Annotated in this window: 22 protein-coding genes; 11 read left to right on the top strand and 11 right to left on the bottom strand. The window is 56.4% G+C overall.

Features of this window, described 5'->3' with window-relative positions:
* Positions 1-24: 24 nt before the first annotated feature.
* Positions 25-996 carry a 2-hydroxyacid dehydrogenase gene (locus C2U68_RS01285; protein ID WP_140910694.1) on the top strand — a complete coding sequence of 324 codons (972 nt, stop codon included), beginning with the start codon at positions 25-27 and terminating at the stop codon, positions 994-996.
* A 54-nt stretch (positions 997-1,050) separates the two neighbouring features.
* Here C2U68_RS01285 and C2U68_RS01280 read toward each other — a convergent pair whose 3' ends face one another.
* From C2U68_RS01280 to C2U68_RS01270, 3 genes are all read right to left on the bottom strand, one after another.
* Positions 1,051-1,785 (bottom strand): hypothetical protein, encoded by a 735-nt coding sequence (locus C2U68_RS01280; RefSeq protein ID WP_140910693.1) that lies wholly within the window; start codon positions 1,783-1,785, stop codon positions 1,051-1,053.
* 89 nt (positions 1,786-1,874) lie between these two features.
* Positions 1,875-4,145: a cytochrome c peroxidase gene (locus tag C2U68_RS21705; protein WP_140910692.1), complete on the bottom strand. Its 2,271-nt coding sequence runs from the start codon at positions 4,143-4,145 to the stop codon at positions 1,875-1,877.
* A 275-nt stretch (positions 4,146-4,420) separates the two neighbouring features.
* The gene (locus tag C2U68_RS01270) at positions 4,421-5,428 is read right to left on the bottom strand and encodes a hypothetical protein (protein WP_140910691.1); all 1,008 of its coding nucleotides are present in this window, start codon (positions 5,426-5,428) and stop codon (positions 4,421-4,423) included.
* A 943-nt stretch (positions 5,429-6,371) separates the two neighbouring features.
* Between C2U68_RS01270 and C2U68_RS01265 the strand changes: the two genes are divergently transcribed.
* Positions 6,372-8,492 carry a hypothetical protein gene (locus C2U68_RS01265; protein ID WP_140910690.1) on the top strand — a complete coding sequence of 707 codons (2,121 nt, stop codon included), beginning with the start codon at positions 6,372-6,374 and terminating at the stop codon, positions 8,490-8,492.
* A gap of 151 nt (positions 8,493-8,643) precedes the next feature.
* Here the strand turns inward: C2U68_RS01265 and C2U68_RS01260 are convergent, their stop codons facing one another.
* The 7 genes from C2U68_RS01260 to tusD all read right to left on the bottom strand — a co-directional run bounded on the left by C2U68_RS01260 (position 8,644) and on the right by tusD (position 13,350).
* On the bottom strand, positions 8,644-9,141 hold the full coding sequence (locus tag C2U68_RS01260) for a hypothetical protein (protein WP_140910689.1): 498 nt from the start codon (positions 9,139-9,141) through the stop codon (positions 8,644-8,646).
* 266 nt (positions 9,142-9,407) lie between these two features.
* Positions 9,408-10,148, bottom strand: a complete 741-nt coding sequence (locus C2U68_RS01255) for a hypothetical protein (protein WP_140910688.1) — start codon at positions 10,146-10,148, stop codon at positions 9,408-9,410.
* A complete protein-coding gene (locus C2U68_RS01250; RefSeq protein WP_140910687.1) occupies positions 10,145-10,888 on the bottom strand; it encodes a type III pantothenate kinase in 744 nt (247 codons plus the stop codon). The genes C2U68_RS01255 and C2U68_RS01250 overlap by 4 nt, the downstream gene beginning before the upstream one ends.
* Positions 10,885-11,913 (bottom strand): bifunctional biotin--[acetyl-CoA-carboxylase] ligase/biotin operon repressor BirA, encoded by a 1,029-nt coding sequence (gene birA, locus C2U68_RS01245; protein WP_140910686.1) that lies wholly within the window; start codon positions 11,911-11,913, stop codon positions 10,885-10,887. The genes C2U68_RS01250 and birA overlap by 4 nt, the downstream gene beginning before the upstream one ends.
* Positions 11,914-11,925: 12 nt before the next feature.
* A complete protein-coding gene (locus tag C2U68_RS01240) occupies positions 11,926-12,510 on the bottom strand; it encodes a PilZ domain-containing protein (protein ID WP_140910685.1) in 585 nt (194 codons plus the stop codon).
* Between the two features lie 86 nt (positions 12,511-12,596).
* Positions 12,597-12,953, bottom strand: coding sequence for a sulfurtransferase complex subunit TusC (tusC, locus tag C2U68_RS01235; RefSeq protein WP_140910684.1), 357 nt, complete (start codon positions 12,951-12,953; stop codon positions 12,597-12,599).
* A gap of 7 nt (positions 12,954-12,960) precedes the next feature.
* The gene (tusD, locus tag C2U68_RS01230) at positions 12,961-13,350 is read right to left on the bottom strand and encodes a sulfurtransferase complex subunit TusD (RefSeq protein ID WP_140910683.1); all 390 of its coding nucleotides are present in this window, start codon (positions 13,348-13,350) and stop codon (positions 12,961-12,963) included.
* A gap of 125 nt (positions 13,351-13,475) precedes the next feature.
* Between tusD and C2U68_RS01225 the strand changes: the two genes are divergently transcribed.
* From C2U68_RS01225 to C2U68_RS01200, 6 genes are all read left to right on the top strand, one after another.
* The gene (locus tag C2U68_RS01225; RefSeq protein WP_140910682.1) at positions 13,476-14,927 is read left to right on the top strand and encodes a M48 family metalloprotease; all 1,452 of its coding nucleotides are present in this window, start codon (positions 13,476-13,478) and stop codon (positions 14,925-14,927) included.
* Between the two features lie 464 nt (positions 14,928-15,391).
* Positions 15,392-15,631 (top strand): DNA-directed RNA polymerase subunit omega, encoded by a 240-nt coding sequence (gene rpoZ / locus C2U68_RS01220; protein WP_064021268.1) that lies wholly within the window; start codon positions 15,392-15,394, stop codon positions 15,629-15,631.
* Positions 15,632-15,636: 5 nt separating this feature from the next.
* Positions 15,637-17,820: a RelA/SpoT family protein gene (locus tag C2U68_RS01215; protein ID WP_140910681.1), complete on the top strand. Its 2,184-nt coding sequence runs from the start codon at positions 15,637-15,639 to the stop codon at positions 17,818-17,820.
* A gap of 1 nt (position 17,821) precedes the next feature.
* Positions 17,822-18,217, top strand: coding sequence for a RidA family protein (locus tag C2U68_RS01210; protein WP_140910680.1), 396 nt, complete (start codon positions 17,822-17,824; stop codon positions 18,215-18,217).
* Positions 18,218-18,274: 57 nt separating this feature from the next.
* Positions 18,275-20,377, top strand: coding sequence for an ATP-dependent DNA helicase RecG (recG, locus tag C2U68_RS01205; RefSeq protein ID WP_140910679.1), 2,103 nt, complete (start codon positions 18,275-18,277; stop codon positions 20,375-20,377).
* Between the two features lie 3 nt (positions 20,378-20,380).
* On the top strand, positions 20,381-20,944 hold the full coding sequence (locus C2U68_RS01200) for a chorismate--pyruvate lyase family protein (RefSeq protein ID WP_140910678.1): 564 nt from the start codon (positions 20,381-20,383) through the stop codon (positions 20,942-20,944).
* A 9-nt stretch (positions 20,945-20,953) separates the two neighbouring features.
* Here C2U68_RS01200 and C2U68_RS01195 read toward each other — a convergent pair whose 3' ends face one another.
* A complete protein-coding gene (locus C2U68_RS01195) occupies positions 20,954-21,616 on the bottom strand; it encodes a zf-TFIIB domain-containing protein (RefSeq protein WP_140910677.1) in 663 nt (220 codons plus the stop codon).
* Between the two features lie 197 nt (positions 21,617-21,813).
* On the opposite strand from C2U68_RS01195, the gene C2U68_RS01190 reads away from it, so the two are divergent.
* The 3 genes from C2U68_RS01190 (at position 21,814) to C2U68_RS01180 (ending at position 23,350) form a co-directional block, all read left to right on the top strand.
* Positions 21,814-22,341: a gamma carbonic anhydrase family protein gene (locus tag C2U68_RS01190; RefSeq protein ID WP_140910676.1), complete on the top strand. Its 528-nt coding sequence runs from the start codon at positions 21,814-21,816 to the stop codon at positions 22,339-22,341.
* A gap of 451 nt (positions 22,342-22,792) precedes the next feature.
* Positions 22,793-22,987, top strand: coding sequence for a hypothetical protein (locus tag C2U68_RS01185; protein ID WP_140910675.1), 195 nt, complete (start codon positions 22,793-22,795; stop codon positions 22,985-22,987).
* A 3-nt stretch (positions 22,988-22,990) separates the two neighbouring features.
* Complete coding sequence (locus tag C2U68_RS01180; protein ID WP_140910674.1) at positions 22,991-23,350, top strand: hypothetical protein; 360 nt, start codon at positions 22,991-22,993, stop codon at positions 23,348-23,350.
* Positions 23,351-23,365: the final 15 nt, after the last annotated feature.

Below are 23,365 nucleotides of genomic sequence, written 5' to 3'. Positions count from 1 at the left end.
AACGCAGCCATACAGGAATTTTTGATGAGTAAACCCAAAGTGTTGATCAGCCGGCGCTGGCCGGCGACCGTCGAAGCCAAATTGCAGGAACTGTTCGATACAACCTTGAATGGCGACGACCACCCGATGAACGCCGACGAGTTTCGAACGGCTCTGCAAAACTACGATGCGGTCTGCCCGAGCGTTTGCGATGCACTACCGGCCGAGGTGCTGAACGTCGCCAACAAACGCTGCCGGATCCTGGGAAATTTCGGCGTCGGCTACAACCATATCGACATCGCGGCAGCGAGGGAACAAGGTTTGGTCGTGACCAACACCCCCGGCGTACTAACGGAAAGCACCGCCGATATTGCGATGACTTTATTGCTGATGACGGCACGGCGCGGCGCCGAAGGCGACCGCTTGGTCCGCTCCGGCCAATGGCGCGGCTGGTGTCCGACTCACATGATGAGCAGCGACGTCACCGGCGCCACGTTGGGATTGGTCGGCTTCGGCCGCATCGCCCAGGCCATGGCCCGCAAAGCGCACCACGGCTTCGGCATGAAGATTTTGTACGTCAAACCCAGCCCGGCCGATCCGGAAATCGTCGCCGATCTGCAAGCGGTGCGGTGCGAGACACTCGAAGAACTCTTGCCGCAGTGCGATTACGTGTCGCTGCATTGCCCCGGCGGCGCCGACACCCGGCATCTGATCGACGAACGCCGTTTGGACCTGATGAAACCCAGCGCGCACTTGATCAATACCGCTCGCGGCGATGTGGTCGACAGTAAAGCCTTGATTCGGGCGTTGCGGGAAAAGCGGATTGCCGGTGCCGGCCTCGATGTTTACGAAGGCGAGCCGGACATCGACCCCGGCTTTTTGGCATTGGAAAATGCGGCCTTGTTGCCGCATTTGGGCAGCGCCACGATCGCCACCCGCACGGCGATGGGCGAAAAAGTGCTGGCCAATTTGCAAGCGTTTTTCGCCGGCCGGACGCCACCGGACCGGGTGGTGTGAGTCCGGCGGCGCGGCACGTCCGACCCCGACCGCCGGTGGCTGAGATCAGACCGATTATTCGCTTCGGCGTTTTTTCAGACCCAAGATACCGATCACGCCGGCCAGAAACGACCACACCGCGGCCGGCAGCGGTACCGGCGAGGCTTCCAGATGGTTATCCATCCGCACGTCGGCGTATAAACCTTCGGCCTGGCCGGCCGCCAATTCGAAGCCGAACAGGCCGCTAGTGCCGGCTCGTGACACGTTCAGGTCATTGAACGCGGTATCGACCCGGTCGGCACCTTGCCACAGGCCGTCACCGTTAAAGAAATCGATCGCCACGGAACTGGAATCGGTGGCCGAGCCGGCCGCCGCGCTAAGCAGATAATCCAGACGCAAATTGATGGCGTAGCGATCGCTGCCGTTATTGCGAAACTCCAAGCCGTACCAACCCAAATGGTGCGCATCCAGGGTACCGTTCGCCAAGGTGCCGCTGGCGGCAAAGGTGTAATTGAAATCGCCGCTGGTCGACAACTCCGGATTGTTGGCGATCACCGAGCCGACGCCGTTGATTTGCACTTGCGAATATTCGTCGCCGGGATTGGCCGGAGCGTCGATCTGCTGGAAATAGCCGACGATCTCCAGGCCGGACAGATCACCCGGATTGCTCAGGTTGACGATGCTCTCAATACTGTAACTTAACGCTGCGGAACTGTTGAAACTTGTAGCGGCAGTCGCCGTACCCGCGGTAAACAGCCCCAACCCTGCCAGCCATACCAGAACGGCTCTGTGTTTTATTGAAGTTTGCATAAGTTAATCTCTACTTGACTTTTGTGTCCGGAAATCCCGCGCGACTCGGCGTCGCGCGGGCCGGTGTTTTCGATACGGCATTCAGCCGCTCAGTGCGCCAACAACTGGTCGAACGGCAACAGCGGGTCGACTGAACCATTGGCACCGACGGCCGGGACGACTAATACTTCGTCTTGCGCCAGATCGGCTTGCAACGGATTGCCGGATACAACAGCTTCATGGTTACCTTCGTGGCCGTTCGGCACAATCACCTCCGGATGGTCAAACGGCGCTTTTTCATAGCGCACCCGGTCGTCAGTGAACGATTTCAGATACGCGATCAATTTGGCCCGGTTAGCCGGCGAATTGATCGACGACGAGATGGTACCGACCTGCTCGTGCAAAATATCGTTGTGGAAATTGCCTTGCCGGCCATAAAACTCGATCACCTGCTCCAGCGTTGCCATACTGCCGTTATGCATGTACGGCCCGGTCAGCTCGATATTACGCAGGGTTGGAACTTTAAAGGCCGCCTTGACTGCCACGCCCAGATTTGCGGCATTGGCTTCGTTGCGTGCCGCGCTGGGCGACGGAATGAAAGCTGTGGCCGGATCCGCACAGTTTTGATTGCGCGACACACCCTCCCGACTGCCGTCCGCTTGGATACCTTCCACTGCGGTAAAGTAATAAGGCTCGGAAACGTCGGTATTAATCGCGATTGCGGTGATGAAATCGCAAGCGCGAATATCCTTAACCAGACGATCCTTGATCCCGGCGGGACGGTCCTGCAAATACTGAAGGTACTGAGCGGCAAAGGATAGCGGATTGCCGAAATCGTCGAGACCGCCAACTCCTGGGTCACCATTCGGATCGGCAACACCGGTGTTGATGTACCCCAAGTCCATCAGCAAAGGCATGCCGTCGCTACTAAAATCCCGGGTTACCGGATTGACATATTGGGTCATGCCGGCTGCTCGCGCGCCGCCGGAAGGACCGAACGCATCCGGTCCGTACGAAATTGGCGTCGCTGCCAAACCGAAGGTTTTGCCGGGCTCGGGCTTCAACAACGCCGCATTGGTAGCGACCGCGGCCAGACTCAAGCTCGGGCCGGCATGACACAAATTACAATGATTGTTGAAAAACAAGTTGCCGCCATCTTTCAGCGCTTGGCGCTTGGCCTCGGTCTCGGCCGGCGTGGCGCCGACAATATTGGTCCAGGTCGGGCGCAGGCTGGCATCCACCGGGCTCAAATCGAAAGGCGATTGATCCGCCACCAAGGTCGACTGGTAAAGCTGGAGCGCCAAGCCGAAGAACATCGGGAAATTGGCCTCCATTTGGTTGTAGGCGGTTTGTCCCGGCGGAGCACCGAACGGGCCGATGCCGCTATAAGACCAGTATTTGGCATTGAAAGCCTGCATGATCAGATTTTTATAGGTGGTATTCAGACCGGGCTTTAGATTTCCGATGCTGCTCAAGCTATAGGGGCCCAACACACTGTCTTCGTGGTGCACCTTCTGATGTTGCAAGGCTTGGCGTCCCAACAGCTTGCGGCCGATATCGGCCCATGTCCGCTGCCGGCAGCTCATTTCGGTATCGCTCAAACCCGGCGCCGTCGCCAACGATGCTAAAGACGAGTTTTCCAGATGCAGCTTTTCTTTAACCACCGAGCGCGAATTGAGTTTGACCCAAACCCCGGCATTCGAGTCGCGCTCACCCCAGGGACTGCTACCGTTAAAGATATTGTTGGCCCGCCCGTCCCAGAAATTACGATGGTTGAACACCGCATTGATTACAGTCGGCGCATTCCGAGGCTCCACCCGCCGGGTACCGGTTTGGTTAACGTGAAATACCGCATCGACGCTACGCGAACATTGGTCGGTACTGCCACTGAAACGCGAAGCACCTTTGAATTCGCCGCTAAAGGTACCGGACGACGCCACCACATCATCGGTGGTAAAGGTCACGGCGCTGAATTTATCGGCCGGATCGGACAGGCGGTGCAGCGGAAAGTCTTGCGAACGCAAGGTATGATTGGGGCCACCGCCGCCCGACGCCAACGTATCGAACGTCTGCCCGCTAGCTTTGCTGCTCTTGGCGCCGGGATTCAGCTGATTTTTGACCCGGGCGTCGGCCCCGGCGTGAAAATGGCAGGACCCGCAGGCCATGCCGTCGCTACCGACGTTCATATCCCAAAATAAGGCCTTGCCCAACGCAATCGCTGCCGCCTTATTCACCACGATCGGGCTGGAACCGTCCAACAACCCCGGCACCGGCGGCACCGGTACCCGCTGTAACGATACCGGAACCGGTCCGTGGGCCGCCACCGGCAGCGCCGCCAGTGAAGCGATCGCTATTAAAAAGATTCTCGGAAATACCTTCATACCTGCCTCGTAAAACCCGCTATTCACCCGGCGCCGCATCTGCTTTGGCCCCGGTCTGGGAGTCGGATAAAGACTGAACCTGCGCATGCCTTCGATTGCATCCGTTCAGTCGAAACCAAAGAAATCAGGGCCGGCCCCAACCTAGACAACCCCGGGAACCGACCACTAAATTATTTTGAGCGCCAGCTAATCGGGGCAACATCGGACATAAGGCATTTGGACCTTGTTACCCGAGCACGCCCCATTCGGCAAAGCGGATCGGCTGGCGCTGTAAGCTAGGCCGGTTTTTTTCGACCTAGCGCGGTAAAACCCAATAGAGCCGAACCGAACATCCAGACAGCTCCGGGCAACGGCACCGCACTGACTCCGGTATTGTTGATAGTCAACATATAGTTTTGGCCTGCACCGATTCCGCAATTTTGACCATTGGCATTATCATCCGGGCAACTACCCGCCCAGCCGATCAAGTAATAACCGGCTTTCAAGCCCTGCAGGGTCAACATCGCCTCGCCGGCACTCAGGGTCGCGAAACCGGTGTAGACGTAGGGTGAATCTTGGTTGACGTTGGTCAGTGCCGTACCATTCAGCGGATCGCTGGCACCGCCGCCGTATTGACCGACATTTCCGGGGTTGGTGGCACCCGCGAGCAGACCTTGAATCTTATCGCCATCGCCGTTGGTGAAGGAGTAGCCGGCATTGGCATAACCGATCCATCCGTCATGGCCGCGGACTATGTTTCCGCCGCCGCCTTCACCCAGCCAGCCGTTGCTGCCCTGAGTCAAATCGGCGCCGGGCACACCCAGCAATCCCGTGCCGCCCAAGCCAGGAGGCGCGACGTAACCGGCGACACCGCCATCGTAAGGCCCGCGCACCTGACTCCAGGCATGTCCGTAACCGCTGCCGTCGGCGGCACCGGTAACCATGGGCGCTGCCCCGCTGGTCCAGATCGAAAATCCCGGATAGTTCATCGGCGCCGTGCCGCCGTTTTGTTTCAGATTGACCGTGACATCGAATCGAGTACCCGCGGCGACGTCGGCATCATCGCCGACCTGAAAAATCCTGAAGGGTGGCGTATGGGTCCAACCGTAGTTAAAACCGGTACCGTAGTCAGCCCAAGCCCTTTTCGGCGCCTTGCCGGATACGCTAGCGCTGTCGCCAGCGTCGATAACACCCAGACTGGCCGGACTAATAGCGGCGGCCTGTCCGGAATAAGCGGCCATAACGCTGGCGCCGAGCGCAGCCAGAATTGCGCGGCGTAAGCTCTGTTGATTAATGCCTATCATATTGATTCCTCAATAACTGATTCGAAGTGAAGAAATTGCATAATTGCCTAGTCCAGGGCAGTCAGGCCGTCTCGCCGTGAGACCCCTGAATTTCCGTCTCCTCCTCGCGGCAGGTTCGGCTTTTTCCCGGAGGTGATATCGCGTCCGTTATCACTCGAATGAGATAGCACAATTTGTACCTATTTTTTTTAATTAATTTTCAATAAGTTACAATCAATCCAGCCAAGACTTGCGGATTTTGCCGCAGTATTGGCCGTCTGCGGCAACGCCTTGGCCAGCACGACAAATCAACACTAATACCTGATTAAATTCATTAACTTATCAAAGATTCACAGCAAAAAAACGGTTACCAGCCGATCCGGCATCGGTAGCGCGGTGCAGCCGGAAAACAGCTGGGTAACGACGACTAACCGCCCGGCAGGCCTAAGCTGCAACGCATACTCTAGTCCGTTGTTTTAACTAATGAATTACCCATAGACACCGTTTGTGTAAGTCCGGTTGGCCAACCCCAAGTCGCCTGCAAATGCATAAAAAACACACATACTGTGTGATTTCACTTAGCGTGTGCGCGATATCACATAATTTGGATTTACCCGGCACCTGCATCCGGGCAACAGCGTAAGTCCGGCACCACCACTATCGGACGATCGGATACTGAGATCCACACCCGCGAAAACCGCGCAATCCTTAGGTTTTCAGTCGCGCCGCCTAACACTCGAAAACTCGCGGAAACGATAGTCGATAGCAAACCGCCGATTTTCCCGTGCAAGCCGATCGCCAGACAAAAAAACGCCAAAATTTTGATTTATAACGGATTTATATAAAAGAGGCATGGCTATTGCTATCCGCAACTATCAATTGACCGCCCGGTCCGAGGTAGCCGCACCGCTGCCTTGTACACCATCGGCTCAATCGCATGGCCTGAACAACGACGGATAACATTATGAAAATACGCTATAAACGCGCGCTGGCATTCTCGGCTGCGCTCGGCATCGGAACCATGGTGACGCCACCCCCGGAAGCGCCATTTACCGGCCACGGCGACCCGGAAGTTTTAAGCCGGTTGTACCAGCGCTGGAAATATACTCACGAACAATCCTCCAGCCCGGACAACTTGCAAATCGGCTTGAGCTATTCCAAGGCATTGTCCGCACGCTTCAGCCCGGCCGCCGGCCACCTTCAACTGAATCTGCGCACCGGGCGCTTGCAGGCAACGGTATCGGGTTTACCGGAAACCGGCCAATACGAACTTTGGTTGCTGGACAATCATAAGCAGTCTCGGCAAGGATTGCGCGTCGGCCAACTGGAGCCGGCGGCGGGCCGCCATGGTTTGACGCTGCAACTCGACCCGCAGCGAATGCGGAACTTTACGCTTGACGGCGCGGCAATCGTCCTAGCCGGAACCTCTCCCGAAAACGGCGGCCTGCTGTTCGGCTCGCCCAACCTGCTGCAGCGGCTTTATTTCACCGAGCACGACTGGCCGGGCGCGAACCTGGCTGCCGCCGGCGGCGAGATCGCCGCGAATCGCCTGCCGTTCGAATTCTTACTGCCGAAAACCGCTCAAGCCGGCAATTTCGGACGCGAACCACAGTTAGCGCAGCTGATAGCCCGCGGCCAAAAAATATTTACAGAAGAGACTTTCGGCGGCAACGGACGTACCTGCGCCACCTGCCACCGGCCGGATAACAATCACACGATCGACCCGAGTTACATCGCCAAGTTACCGAAAAGCGACCCGCTGTTCGTCGCCGAAACCCGGCCGGAATTGGCCGATCTGGAAAAGCCGGCACTAATGCGCCAGTTTGCCTTGTTCGTCGCCCACGCCGACGGCTTCGACCGGCCGCCGGTGATGCGCAGTTCTCCCCATCTGTTGGGCATGGCCAATACCCTCACCTTCGAGCGTGCCGTAAATCCTGGTTACGGCAACGGCGAGTTTCCGCAGGACGAAGAATACTTCAAACGCCACGATGACGAAGCGCAGCAATCCGGCAGGCACACCGAAGCCATAGGCTGGTCCGGCGACGGCGCCCCGGACGGCGGCTCCTTGCGTGACTTCGCCAAAGGCGCGATCAAGCAGCACATGCCGAAAACATTGATCCGGGCCGAAAACATCGATTTCAGATTACCCAGCGAAGACGAACTCGACGCCTTGGAAGCCTATATGCTGTCATTGGGGCGTAGCGGCGAATTGAATCTGGCCAATATGTATTTCAAATCGCCTTTGGTGCAAAACGGCCTGATGTTGTTCAATACCAAGAACAATCCGAAAGCGGCCGACGGCTCGGTGATTTTCGGCGCCACGGCAAACTGTAACGGCTGCCATTCCAATGCCGGCGGCATCAGTTCGACCACCAATGCCAATCCGACCCGCGATACCGGTGTGGAACGAATGCGCGACCAATTGCATCATTTGGCCGACCCGACGCTGGCCTATGACGGCGGCTTCGGTCAGATCCAACAAAACGACTGCGGCCCGAATTATGACGAAGTCTGTTTTAGCGACGGCAGCGTTGCGCCGAGCGGTACTACCTCGCGGCCAGCAGGACACCATGGCTTGAACCGTTTCAATACGCCGTCCTTGGTCGAAGCGGCCGACACCGCACCGTTCTTTCACAACAACAGCGTAACGACGCTGGAAGAAAGCGTCGCCTACTACAGCTCCGATGCCTTCAACAGCTCGCCCGGCGCATTTACCTCTAGTAAAGCGAATCGGCAAGGCAAATTGGATTCGTCGCAAGTAATAGCCGTAGCAATGTTCCTCCGTACGATCAATGTGCTGGAAAATATCCGCAGCTCCAATTCGTTGGACAAAAAAGCGTTGGAACAGAATGGCGAACAAAGTATGAAGTCCCTGAAGCTGGCAATCGCCGACACTCAGGACGCGGTGGAGGTATTACAGCAAGCGGTAATCAATCCCTATCCGGAAGCTTTGGAAAAATTGCAGCAAGCATTGAATCTGGAGGCAATGGCCTGCAACCGGTTTTTTCCGGGCAAAACCGGTCTGCTGCGCCGAGCGATTGCGCTGAAAGAGCAGGCCCGCAACCTGATGGTTAGCGGTGGCTAGTAAGACAAGGATAACGGTATTGCCGACTACGACAGACAGGACGCTTGGGCGTTACCGACCCCAAGCGTTCCGATACCGCAGATTTCCGGCGGACATAAAAAAAGCCGGTGAGGATACCCTCGTCCGGCTCTCTGAGAACTTAAGCTTACACTTAAGCCAAGGTTTTACGACGTGTGTTGTAGAGAAAACCCAACATAGCGCTTGTCATGAACCAAATAGAGGCAGGAAGTGGAACCACAGAACCACCGCTTTGGTCAGCCGCAGGCTTGATATCGAAGCCGTACAGCAAGCTAAGGGTGTTGGTCAAACCTGCTTTGGTGAAAGACAACAAATAGGTGTTGCCGCTAAAGCTGTAGTTGGCATCTTCGCTGACCCATTTACCGCCGGTCCACAGACCGAATTTGAACGCGCCGGCTGGCGAATAGCTACCGACTCCGGTAAAAGAGTACAACGGAGAGGCAATGCTTAAATCCGCGTTCGCCGCGAAGATACCGAAGGTATCACCACTGGGAAACGGAGATGAAAAACTCACGCCCAAAAAGTTGCTGTTCCCATCGGTCGATTCCCAAATAATACCTGCCGAACTTGCAGTCGAAACTGCAAACAGGCACACAGCAAGCCACAGTCTTAAAGATAGAAGCGTTTTCATGGATATTCCCCATTAGTTAACGTTAACAAACGGCCATTCCTCTGGCCATACAACTGGAATTGGCGATTTTTCCGAAATTGCCGCCTCCAAGCCGAGAGCAAAGACCGCAGCCTCCACTCCAAAATAGATTATACAAAAAACGTGCCAAAATATCCAGGCCTGGAATTTCAAGGAATTAGCTCGGCCGAACAGTAGCCAATGTAAAATAAGCTGACACAAATTCCGGGAATTTAGGTCATTCGCGTTTCGGCTGCGCCATTTTGGCGCTATTTGCAATCCGCAGCCGGAATCCGCTGATATCCGCCGCTCCCCGGAAAAGCGGCAGCGGCGCCGAAATGCAGGAATAAAGCCTGGCGGGTTTTGCTGCGCTGCCTAAGCTCGGCCCGGACACCTCGTGCGGCTAGCTGCTCCTTAAACGCCAGCGCTCTCGCTCTATCGACAAATACGCCCAAAGATAGTGCGCCTTTAATCTCGCCCTCCGGAACCATCCAGACGTCGTCAATGCCTTTGGCGTGCAACGTCAACTTGTTAAGCCGAGCCTGCTCGGCATCCTTGGCCGGGGGCAAGTAGAGCTGGTAATCGGCGGAAACCGTCGTTTCCCGCACAAACGGCTTCGTGAAAAGCAAGGGCTTGCCACGCAGCCAGCGCTGCAATTCGCGGTCGTCGCTGAAGGGCCCCGCTTCGTAACAAATCACTCGAACCGGCTCCGGCTTCCCGGTTGCCGCCGGCAGCGATTTTTTTTCGGATTTAACCGCGGTACCCGCCAATTGTTTTGGCTTAGGCGCCGCAAAAGCGGCGGGCGCGGCCAAGCGTTGCAGTTCGGCGGCATCGCGATCCAGGACCCGCGAAATCGCCACGCTACGAAGCGCGGCATCCCGTTCGGCAACCAGTACAATCGACGGCAGAACGGCCTGGACTTGGTTGACCGGCGTCGACGCACCAAAATGGAGCTTCCAGAAAAAAAATAATACATTAGCCAGACACAACAGCAGAAAAACCTGCTTCATCCCGATGCCTCCGCTTCAGCGCAGTAGTGCAACAAGCCTTTGAATACCAGCTGCGAATCCAACACTTTGTCGCCTGCAATTTGCTCCGCCAACTGTGCTGCATCGCCCCCCGTCAACAGCAATCGATACGGTTGGTTTTGCCGGCCTAGCGCGGTTTCGACCAAGCCGACAGCCGCCCACAGCACTCCGGCGTCGATCGCGGCATCGGTATCGGCCGCCAGCCCCCCCCCTCCGGCACCGGCGGCAACCGGTAAAGCGTGAGTATTCGCCGACAAGGCTTGCTTCATTAAACGCAAGCCGGGGCAAATCAAGCCTCCCTGGTGCAGCCCATCGGCGGCGACAAAATCGACGGTAATTGCCGTACCGCAATCGACAATACAATTGGCGCCCGGATAGGCGTGCAGCGCGCCAATCATCGCCAACCAGCGGTCGACGCCTAATTTTTCGGGCTTGACGTAAGCGCTGGTGACACCGAAGGCTTGGCCGGCAGCGCTCGGCTTGACAACCTTGGCGGCAGGCCACTTAATCTGAGCCAATCCAAGCACCGTTGCCACAACTTCCGGCGCAGCAACAGCCGCTAGCCCGATTTGTTCCGGTTCCGATAACGAGGTCCAGGCTTGGGTCAAAACCGACACAAAATCCGATTCGCGGTAATTCAAATAGCGCGGTTCGGCAATCATTCCAGAGTCAGCCAGCGTCCATTTCAGAAAGGAATTGCCGATATCGACCAGCAAAATCATGATTGACGTAGACTCACTTCACCGGATGCAAAGGCACGTATTTCGCCGTCGGCCTGACGTAGTAGCAGCAAACCTTGATCATCAATACCGGCCGCTTCTCCGCTAAACCGCTGCTCGCCCAAAAACACACAGACCGGACGCTGCAACATACAATCGTAGCTGCGCCATTCCGCCAACCAGTAAGCAAGAGTGCGCGATTCAAACGCGGCTAAGGCCGGAAGCAAATGGTTTAGCAATTCCGCCGTCAGCCGGTTGCGCATACCGTGAGCACCATCGGCCAGGATACGATGCAGGTCCACCCAGGCTTGGTCAATCTCTGCCGCATCTCGGCCGGGCATGAACACATTTAGCCCCAAACCCATCACGGCATGGCAAGGCCCGCCGCTTTCGCCGCCGACTTCGATCAATATGCCGGCTAACTTACGTTGCCGCCAATAAATGTCGTTAGGCCATTTCAAGCCAACCTCTTCGACGCCCAATGCCCGCAGTGCCCGCACTACGGCCACGCCCATCGCCAAACTCAAACCGCTCAAAACAGCCGGTCCGCCCTGAAAACGCCAGAGAATAGACAAATACACATTGTGGCCGAAGGGTGAAATCCATTTCCGGCCACGGCGTCCGCGTCCGGCGGTTTGCTGCTCTGCCAGGCAAACCACGCCGCTCTCGCCCGACTCGCGCGCGAGCTCAAGTAAACGCCCGTTGGTGGACTGGATACGGTCGTGGATCTCGATGCGTCGCAGCAAGGCTGAAGCATCCTGAGTCAAATACTCCAGAATTTGTCCTTCCTGCAACAATTGCAACGGCTGGTTCAAGCGATAGCCCTTTCCGGAAACCGCAAGCAAATCGACACCGGCATCCGCTAGCGCCTGTTGGTATTTCCAGACTGCTGACCGGCTGATACCCAGAGATTGCGCCAACTCGGTACCGGAGTGGAAACGGCCGTCGCCCAACAGCCCGATCAACTGTTTGAGTTTCGGCGCCAGCGGTGTGGCTCCATCCGCGGCCCCGTTACCGGATTTGGACATAAGGAACGCGGTTCAGGATTCGTTTTTGTCGCGCAGTTGTTGCAACTGCTTTTTGATGACATGCTTGATCAACAATTCGCGGTTGTCTTCGGTCAGATTAATGTATTCCACACAAATCGCGAACGGCCGCTGCGGATTATCCTGAGAAATGTCCTTGCATTGCACGACTCTGGCGTAAGCGACAATTACCGCCATGCATGAGGTCAACAGCATCCGCAGCTCGAGGATTTCACCGACCGCAATCGCTTGTTCGTTACTGAACGCCAGGCCGGTGGCACTCAGACTGACTTCTCGAGTATCGTGCTCGGAAAAGTTATCGGTCTGGGCATTGATTGCCTGCGCGATCAGGTTGATTTTGGTGTCGATAATCTTCAGATATTCGAACATTTCCGGGTCGCGCCGTTCCAGGCGCGGCCCGAGCATCCGAGCTTCTTGAGCCAGTACGTCCAGGGCTGAGGACAAAGTGCAATTGCTCAATACGTCGTTGGAAACATGGCTGGCGGCGTCGAAATTCTTTTTATCGATCACCTTGTGCAACAGGTTGATAGTATCGTTGACCCGGAAATAGCGCCGTTTTTCTTCAATTTCTTCCGCCATGGCGTGCTCTATCCTCGTAAAATAATTTGGAATGTTTAAACGGCAATTCTAGCCGATGCAGCGTCGGCCGGGTAAAGCCGGGGACATCAATCGGGAATGATCGTTGTGAAACCGCCGATCAAATCATGGACGTCGCCCCGGCCGACCAAGCGTACCGGCAAGATCAATTCGTCCGCCGTGAGTCCTCTTGCCTGCAAGGATTCGCGCTCCAGATACAGCTCCGTCACTTCGTAAAGCTCCAAAGCCTTAAAAATAGCCGAGGTATCTTTCAGCGCCAAACTTTCCGGCTGTTGCCGCGCCAACAGCTGAAACACGCCATCGTCCAGCCACAACACCGCCACCCGCTGATCGAACGCCGCAGCCGTTAATAAGGCGTCCAAGGTTTCCGCCAGGCGAACCCCAGTGTACGGTGGCCGGCGCATTACGAACAAAAACGACTTCATGGCCGCCTCAAGCGAATATCAAGCTGCGGTCGGCCAACAACTCGGCTTCCAGCCACTGCCCCAAGCCGGCGATCCGAAACCCGGGCGCGACATCGTCGCCGAGCTTGCCTTGCCGGCGCGCTTCGTCGGCACACAATAAGCCGCGACGCTGGGCAGCGGAAATACAAACGGCTAGATCGACTCCTCGGTCTAGCGCCAATTCCGACCATTTTCGCCCCAGTTGCAGTTCGTCCTCCGGCGGACTGGCGTAGCGAAAAGCATGGTAAACCCCGTCCTTGTAAAAAAATACGCGAACCACATCGTGACCGGCATCGAGCGCGGCCGAAATAAATCGGTAAGCACATAGTCCGGAGTTGCCGGAGCAAGGCCCGGCATTAACTTGAACGGCATATTTCATCGCACTGTAGAATATTGTCTTTGCAAAAACATCGTTGCATTTTAATACGCGCCCACCAATCTTGCCTGTTTTGCCGCCGAGCATTCGCGATGGAACCAAATTCGATACCTCAGGTCCGATCCGCCATGAGACTAATACCCGTTACGCTCGCCCTTGGTTTGAGCCTGTTTTGCCCCCCGCCGCATGCGCTAGAAATTGACAAAATCCAGTTGCCGGACATGGGCGACTCCGCCGGCGCGATCATTTCGCCGATTCAGGAAAAGGAATTCGGCGAAGCCTTCTTCCGCAATCTGCATCGGCAAGCCGAAATCAGTCAAGACGTCGAAATCCAGCAATACATCGAGAACATAGGCCGACAACTGGCATCTCACAGTGATACGCCGTCCAACCCGTTTCATTTCTTTGTCGTGATGGACCAGAACATCAACGCTTTCGCCGGCCCCGGCGGCTATATCGGCGTCAACTCGGGACTGATTTTGCTGACGGAAGCCGAAAGCGAACTGGCTTCGGTCATGGCGCACGAGATCGCCCACGTCACCCAACGCCATCTGTATCGCTCGATCGAAAAAGCCAGCAAACTGTCGATTCCGACCGTTGCCGCGACGCTGGCGGCGATCCTGATCGGGACCCAGTCACCGAACATGGGACAAGCGGCGCTGATGGCAATCCAGGCCGGCAACATTCAGTTTCAAATCGACTTTACCCGCGACCACGAGAAGGAAGCCGACAGGGTCGGTATGCAGACGCTGGCGGAATCTAACTTTGACCCGCGTGCGATGCCGGCGTTTTTTGAAAAACTGCAGCAGTCTACCCGCTACTACGGGAAAGGCGTTCCGGAATTTTTGAGAACTCACCCGGTGTCGGAAAACCGGGTTGCCGACACCCGCGGCCGCGCCGAAATTTATCCTTACCGGCAGTATCCCGACTCGCTGGCCTACCAGCTTGTCAAAGCCAAGTTAGCGGTGGTTACCGCGCGGGATACCAAAGCGGCAATGCAGCATTTCACTACACTGGAAATGCAAGGCACTAGCGAGCAACGCGCGGTCGCCCGTTACGGCATGGGTCTGGTGCAATTGCAGAATCTGCAATTTGCGGCCGCCAACCAAATATTCCAGCAGTTGGCGGAACAATACCCCAATCAACCTCAATATATCGCTGCCTTGGCGCGCACCGCCAGCGAAAGCCACGATTACGATAAAGCCGGCAAACTCTACGAAGCCGCCCTCGCCCGCTTTCCGAACAACGCTGCAGTGAAGATCGAATATACCCGCAGCCTGCTGAAAGGCGGACGCGCCGAACGTGCCAAACAAATCCTACAAAGCCTGCCCGAAGACCAAAAAGACCAACCTTACTACTACGAACTGCTCGCACAAATCTTCGCCGACCTGAAACAACCGGGCGAATCGCACCGCTATACCGCCGAATACTATTACGCCAGCGGCGATACCGAATCGGCCATCACCCAGATCCGGCTGGCCAAACAACAAAACGACCTCAGTTTTCAATTGCAAGCGATCCTTAACGAACGCTTAAATTTTTTCCTGAGCGAAGAAGAATCCCGCCGAATGGAGCGCTGAAGCAAACATTAGAAAACCCTAACACTCTCTAAGCTTCTGTTTAAAAAAATCAATTTCGAGGCGAAACCATTTCTTCGCAAAAAAGGCATTTTTTTGTTGGACACTCCGATTTTTTTAAAATACACTTCGGCCACCTTTTACGGAGTGCATTCAACCCGACAGGGTTGTATCTTTGAGGGGGAGGGAAGCGGCCTGTAACAAAGGCTGACAATAATAATAATAAATAGTAACTGCTTGACTAAACTGCCTTAAGGCAGGCGTCCAACACAATAACAATAATAATTACAACAAACAGGACGGGCCCGCGCTGAGCGGGCTTTTTATTGTCCGTCACCCTGCCTTGCCCCACCGCCGTTCCGTATCTGGCTTAAGACTTGCTTTTGTCTTATAATTCAGCCCTCTCCGCTTGAAACCTTTGCGGTTTTACAAGCTTCCAATCCCATAAACTCAACCAAGGTTTAATCATGGCCCGCGTGACTGTCGAAGATTGCTTAGAAAATGTAGAAAACCGCTTCAAACTGGTACTGCTGGCCAGTAAAAGAGCGCGCCAGTTGGAAAAAGGTGCCGACGAATTCGTGCCGCGCGGCAAGGATAAAGACACTGTAGTGGCACTGCGCGAAATCGCCGCAGGTTTCGTCACCGAGGAAAATGTCGACCGCCTGCACCGCTCCAGCTACGTCTCCGAAACCCACCTGGAACTTTAAGCGGTATGCCCGAGATAGCAGCCAAGCCGACTCCAGCACTTCCGGCCATAGAACACCCGGAAGAAAAACTGTTGCACCAGCTGTGCGACGTTCTGCGCAGCTATCTCGACCAAGACCAAATCAACGATATTGTACGCGCCTACCATTTCGGCGCGGCAGCCCACTCCGGCCAATTCCGCCGTAGCGGCGAAGCCTATATCTGCCACCCGGTTGCGGTTGCGATCACGTTGGCCGGCATGCATATGGATGCCCACGGCATCATGGCGGCGATTCTGCACGATGTGATCGAAGACACCCCCATCACCAAGGAACAACTCGGCGAACAATTCGGCGCCGAGGTTGCCGATCTGGTCGACGGCGTGACCAAACTGTCCAAGATCGACAGCCGCTCCCGCGCCGAAGCGCAAGCGGAAAACGTCCGCAAAATGTTTTTAGCCATGGCGCAAGACCTGCGCGTCATCGTCGTCAAACTGGCGGACCGGCTACACAACATGCAAACCATGGGCAATATGCCCCTGGACAAAAAGCGCCGGATCGCCAAGGAAACGCTGGAAATCTACGCGCCGATCGCCAACCGCCTCGGCATGAACGATGTCCGCCACCAGCTCGAATCGCTGGGTTTCAAGGCCCTGTACCCGAACCGTTATGCGGCGATCAACAATGCGGTAAAAAAATCGCGCGGCAACCGCAAGGAAATCATCGACACCATCCAGAACGCGATTCAAAACCGGCTGAAAGAATCCGGGCTGGACGGCACGGTAGCTGGACGGGAAAAAAACATCGCCAGCATTTACCAAAAAATGCTGAACAAGCGGATTTCGTTCACTGACGTGTTCGACGTATACGCGTTCCGGATTTATTGCTCCCAAGTGGACGATTGCTACCGCGCGCTCGGTTGCGTGCACAATCTGTATAAACCGGTACCCGGCCGGTTCAAGGACTATATCGCCCTGCCCAAAGCCAACGGCTACCAGTCGCTGCACACGATTCTGATCGGCCCTTACGGGGTACCGATCGAGATCCAGATCCGCACCCACGAAATGCACCGCTTGTCGGAATCCGGCATCGCCGCACATTGGCTGTACAAGTCCGACAACGATAAAAGCGAGACGATACAGGCCCGTGCCAACGAATGGCTGCGCGACCTGTTGGAAATTCAGAAATCGGCCGGCGACTCGCTCGAGTTCATCGATAATCTCAAAGTCGACCTGTTTCCGCAGGAAGTATTCGTGTTTACGCCGAAAGGCAAGATCATCAAGCTGCCGCGCGGCGCTACCGTGGTCGACTTTGCTTACATGGTGCATACCGACGTCGGCAACGCCTGCATCTCGGCCCGGATCGACAAAAAACTGGTGCCGTTGCAAACCAAGCTGGAAAACGGCATGACGGTCGAAGTCATCACCGCCACCTGGGCCCGACCCAATCCACTGTGGCTAAACTACGTGATCACCGCCAAGGCGCGCAGTTGCATCCGCGCCTATTTGAAGAATTTCAACCAGCAGGAAGCCATCAACCTCGGCCGCCGCCTGTTGGAAAAAGAACTGCACAGCCTGGGCATCCAACTAGAAAGCGTCGACAACACCCGGATTCTGCAGGTGCTGCAAGTCTTGAAAAAGCACTCGTTGAACGAATTGCTGGAAGACATCGGCCTCGGCAACCGGATGCCGTTCCTGGTCGCCAAACGCATCAGCCAAACCGACGTCAACGCCGCAGTCAAACTGGACGATAACGAACCGCACCATAAAACACCGTTGATTATCAAGGGCACCGAGGGCATCGTCGTCAGTCTGGCCAAGTGCTGCCGGCCAATTCCGGGGGATCCTATCATCGGTTTTTTCAACCCGGGCAAAGGCATCGTGGTTCACCACCACGAATGCCGCAACAGCAACGAAGTCCGCAAAAAACAAACCACCTGGCTGGATGTGGAGTGGAGCCCGGAAGCCAGCGGCGAGTTCCCAGCCGAAATCCGGATCGAGCTGCTGAACCAGCGCGGCTCGCTGGCCACGATTGCTTCGACCATCTCCAGCATGGACTCGAATATCGAGAACATCAACGTGGTCAGCCAGGACGACCGGGTCTCGGTGGACTTGCTGGTTCTAGCCGTGCGCGACCGGGTACACCTGGCCAACATCATCCGCAAATTGAAAAAGCTGTCCATCGTTTTAAAAATCACCCGCATCAAGGCATAACATGAGCAAGGAAACCATCTCCACGCCGCTGGCGCCGCAAGCCATCGGCACTTACTCGCAAGCGGTCAAAGTCGACAATACCGTCTACCTGTCCGGACAAATTCCGTTGGATCCGCAAACCATGCAAATGGTCGACGGCGACATCGACCTGCAAATCCGCCGGGTATTCGACAATCTGAAGGCCGTGGCCGAAGCCGCCGGCGGCAGCTTGAACGACATCGTCAAACTGAACGTGTTTCTGACCGACCTGAGCCATTTTCCGATCGTCAACGAAATCATGGCCGAATATTTCCACCAACCCTACCCGGCCCGCGCCGCGATCGGCGTTGCCGCACTGCCCAAATCGGCCAGCGTCGAAATGGACGGCATTTTGGTTTTACCCAACGAATATTACTGAGCTCGGCGCCGTGGCGGCGGACACAGTCGCCTTAGCCCTGTCCCAACCGTAGCGACGATGCGCAGCGAACCGCAACAGCATCCGGACCCGCGGCTGTTGCCGGTCACCGCATTGAACGGCATCGGTGCCCAATCGGCCGCCCGCCTGGAAAAACTCGGCATCCGCCATGTGCAAGACCTGCTGTTCCACCTGCCGTTACGTTACCAGGACCGCAGCCGGATCACGCCGCTCAACCAATTGCTGCCCGGTATGACCGCCTTGGTCTGTGGCCGCGTCGAATTCACCGACCAGATTCAACGCGGCCGAAATAGCGTGATTTGTCGCATCGCCGACGGCAGCGGCGAATTGTCGCTCCGCTTTTTTCATTTCTCGGTGCAGCAAAGCCAGCAATTGAAGCCCGGCGTACAGATCAGCTGTTTCGGCGAAATCCGTTACGGCTTCAACGGCCTGGAAATGGTGCATCCGGAATACCGACTGGTCGACGATCCGGCGCAACTGATCGAGCAGACGCTGACACCGGTGTATCCGTTAACCGAAGGCGTCTCCCAATCCGCATGGCGCAAAGCCGCCCGCCAGGCTCTGAGCCTATGCCTGCACAGCCGCGATGCGATAAAGGACTGGTTACCTGCCGAACTGCTGCAAAGCCGAGACTACCCCAGCCTGCAAGACGCTTTGCGCACGCTGCATACCCCGCCGCCGCAGCTTTCCGCGCAGATATTGAGCGGAACGCCGTTACCGGCGTTGCGGCGTCTGGCGTTCGAGGAATTTCTGGCCCACCATCTGGCACTGTTGCAAGGCAAACTGGCCTACAAACAATGGCCGGCGCCGACTCTGAGCCTGGATGCGCAGACCAAACAGGCCTTTCTGGCCGCTTTGCCGTTTCGGCTGACCGCCGCCCAGCAGCGGGTGGCCGCCGAAATCGAGGCCGATTGCCGGCAAAACCGGCCAATGCTGCGCCTGGTGCAAGGCGATGTCGGCTCCGGCAAGACCGTGGTCGCCGCGCTGGCCGCACTGGCTGCACTCGCTTCCGGCTACCAGACTGCGATCATGGCGCCGACCGAATTACTCGCCGAGCAGCATTTCCGCACTTTCAGCAATTGGTTCGCCGACCTGCCGACCCGAGTGCTGTTTCTGAGCGGCCAACTCAAGGGCAAAACCCGACAACAAACGTTACAAGCGCTGGCGGACGGCAGCGCCGGGATTGTGATCGGCACCCATGCCTTGTTCCAGGACAGTGTGCATTTCCATAAACTGGGGTTGATCGTCATCGACGAGCAGCACCGTTTCGGCGTCCATCAGCGTTTGGCCTTGCGCGAGAAAGGCCAAACCGGCGGTTTGCGGCCGCACCAGCTGATCATGACCGCAACGCCGATTCCGCGAACCTTGGCAATGCTGCAATATTCCGATTTGGACATCTCGGTGATCGACGAACTGCCGCCGGGCCGCAAACCGGTCGCAACCAGCGCGATATCGTCGGAACGCCGGGCGGACGTGATCGACAGGATCGAACATTGGGTCGCTCAACAACGCCAAGCCTATTGGGTTTGTACCTTGATCGAAGAATCGGAAGTGCTGCAATGCGAGGCGGCCGAAAAGACCGCCGCCGCATTGCGCCAGGCCTTGCCCAAGGTGCGCATCGGTTTGGTCCACGGCAGGATGAAAGCTGCAGAGAAGGACGTGGTGATGCAGGCGTTCAAAAACCGGGAGTGCGACCTATTGGTGGCTACTACGGTGATCGAAGTCGGCGTCGACGTACCCAACGCCGGGCTGATGGTGATCGAAAATCCGGAACGGCTGGGACTATCGCAATTGCATCAGTTGCGCGGCCGAGTCGGGCGCGGCAATCAGGACAGTTATTGCCTGCTGCTCTACCAAGCGCCGTTGTCGCAAACCGGCAAACAACGCCTGGCAATTTTGAAACAAAGCAGCGACGGCTTCGTCATCGCCGAAAAAGACCTGGAATTGCGCGGCCCCGGCGAAGTGATGGGCACCCGCCAGACCGGACAGATTCAATTTAAAATCGCCGACCTGGAACGCGACCGCGAACTGCTGGAATCGATTCCGGCCGCGGCGCAGACAATCGTTCAACATCATCCCGAAATCATCCAACCCCTCATCGACCGCTGGATCGGCCGCAGCCGCCATTACGCCGAGGTTTAGACATTGCCCGACAAGAGTTTCCTATTTAAACGCCCGCCGCTGTGGTCCGCCCACGAGACCGCAGCACAACGACAATTAGCGCCGGAGTTGCAATCCTGGCTAAACGAGACTGGTTCGTTGACCAGGCGCTTGCGCGGGATTTACGGCAACCGCTTCGGCGTCGAGTTACTGTTCCACCGTTGGAAACCGGCATTCAACGACGAGTGCCGGCTGCTGGCATTGCCGCCGGCGCGTTACCAGTTGATCCGCGAGGTTTTGCTGCATGCCGATGGCCGGCCGCTGGTATTGGCCCGGACCGTGTTGCCGGACCCGACCATCAAAATTGCCCACCGCAATCTGTCTCACCTCGGCAATCGGCCGCTGGGGGAAGTCATTTTTGCTTATCCCGACCTGGAGCGCCGTCGGCGCCAGTTCAGCCGCGCCGAGCCGAACCAATGGTCGACTGCTGTGCAAACCAGGCTCTCGATGGCAGGGCCGACTTGGGGCCGGCGTACGGAATATGCGATTCACGGCCACCCGTTGTTGGTCGCCGAGTTTTTTCTGCCCGCGCTGCTGCAAAAGGTTTAGGCGAATCCATTATTCGAACAATTTGAACACGACCTCGGCAATCGTCTCCAACACCTCGAACTCACCGCCGGCCTGGTTGGTAGGTGCCGCATAGTTGCTGCGAAATTCAGTTTTCGCGGTTTCGGTCCGGCCTCTGGCTTGGCGTTCCACTGCCTTTTTCCGATCGAGCAACTGGCCGCCGGCCTTTTTCCATTCCAACAAATGACTGATCTGGCCGTTATCCAGCCACACGCCGTGGCCCTTGCAACGGTTGACGACCACACCGCTCTGGTAGCCGTAAAGCATCCGGTTCATTAACACCTGACAGACCGGACATTTCAAATATTTGACCGGACGATCGGCTTGGTAACGTTCGCGGTTGATGTTTTGCAGCAGAGGCAGATTGAAGTCGGCCACCGGCGCAACCGAGTCTTCCAGCAGCACCTCCAGTTCGCCCGGATCGAAAAACAAGCCGAAACACTCAGAGCAACGCTCGATATGCAGCGTACCTTCACGGCTCAACGCAACGGTTTGCAGTCCGATTTCGCAGTTAGGGCATTGGCGCTTAACACCGGCGTCGGCGGCACGAACAGCTTGTCGCCCGAGTAAGTCCATGTCGTTACGCACGCCGCAGTACCGGCATACCTGACTATTGGCCGGCAGCGGCGCGGCACAATTTGCGCAGCTCGCCATCAGCATCTACCCCTGCGGCGACCAACCGCATTGGAATCACACGTCCGTTCAGCCCGCCAAGACCCCGAAAGGCCGGCATTTAACGGGCACCGGCGCCATACTTCTAACTGATCTGCCATCAATCCTCGCCACACTGGAGAACACTCCGATAATTGCGTAATATCGCCGCTCAATTATGGCAAAAATACGGAGTTGCAGTGGCAATCAGAACTTATAAAGGCAAATCTCCCCTGATCGGCGCGCGGGCGTTCGTCGACGATACCGCAGTCGTGATCGGCGATGTAGAACTGGGCGATGACGTCTCGATCTGGCCTACCAGCGTCGTGCGCGGCGACGTCGAACGCATCAAGATCGGTAACGGCACCAACGTCCAGGACGGCGCGGTATTGCACGTCTCCCACGCTGGCGACTTTTCGCCGAAAGGCCATCCGCTCAATATTGGCCTGGGCGTCACGATTGGGCATAGGGCCGTGGTCCACGCCTGCACGATAGGCAATTACTGCCTGATCGGTATCGGCGCCATCGTCATGGACGACGCCGAATTGGGCGATTACGTGATGCTGGGCGCCGGCGCACTGGTGACGCCGGGCAAGAAATTGGAAAGCGGTTTTTTATATGTCGGCGCCCCGGCCAAGCAAATCCGGGCCCTGACCGATGCCGAAAAAGAATTTTTGGAATATTCCGCCAAACATTACGTCCGTCTAAAAGACGATTATCTCGACTGATCGCGCCGTTGAGCAAAATCAGCGGACAAGCTAACTAAGAATACTCATTCTGTCGCATCCAAGCGTTGCTAAAATCGCCGGTCCGTTCGCCCAAGCACGAACGGACCGGCGACTCCGATTTGTAAAAGGCTTGCCGAAAACCGGCTCAAGCCATAATATTGATACGATATTTGTTTGACAAGCCCCTGCACTTGCTTTATTGTTTCGATTCGACACTAATTGACGAATCGAAACAGCCACAAGCCGTTTCGTTGCCAGACCACTCCCGATCCGGATAACTCCAAGGCAACCGTCCGTTACAACCGACCCGTCGGTAAATCCAGGCCGCGATCATACACACCCAATGCGGCGAGTGTCAGACTGCAGAGGTCCGCCCCGGATGCGGGCCGGTTTTAACAATAAGTTTTCGGCGGTTTACCGGCCGAAGCGACAGCTAGCGAGGCGCAACACCATGTCACAAGTTACAGAAGAAAAACCGGAAAAAGATAATTTCGTCCTCTACGTCGTGTTGGTCACAGCCGTGGTCGTCGGCGCGATTTTGGCGGTTAAGATGAGCGAGAATGAAAAATTCGCCCCCATCAAAGACCAAATCGCCGAAGAGCACCGGCTGATGAACATCCGTGTCATCGCCAATCGCGAGGATTAAGTTATGATCAAAACGACTTTCATCGGCAGCTTATTCGCCACCTTACTATTGGCTTTTCCGGCCCACGCCACTGAGTATATTTATCGCGACATCATGGCGAATACGCTGGCGCCCGAGCACTGCCAAGCTGAATCCAAAGCCAAAGAAAACGCGACGAAAAACTACAATATCGACCGTTTCAGTAAGAAGTTTTGCCAATCGCAAGGTTACGGCTGGCACGTAGACGAAGTAAAAAGCGTCGGCAATACCGTCTGCGACAGTTGCGGCAACACTCAGGAAGCCAGATGCCACCAGGAGGATGTGGTTGTAGCCTGCAAACGCATCAAACCGGGCACGGTAGGTATGCTGCCGGGTAAAGGCTAACGCCCCCCTGCGGGA

Source organism: Methylomonas koyamae (assembly GCF_006483455.1).
GTDB lineage: Bacteria > Pseudomonadota > Gammaproteobacteria > Methylococcales > Methylomonadaceae > Methylomonas > Methylomonas koyamae_B.
This window is presented reverse-complemented; position numbering and strand designations above follow the sequence as displayed.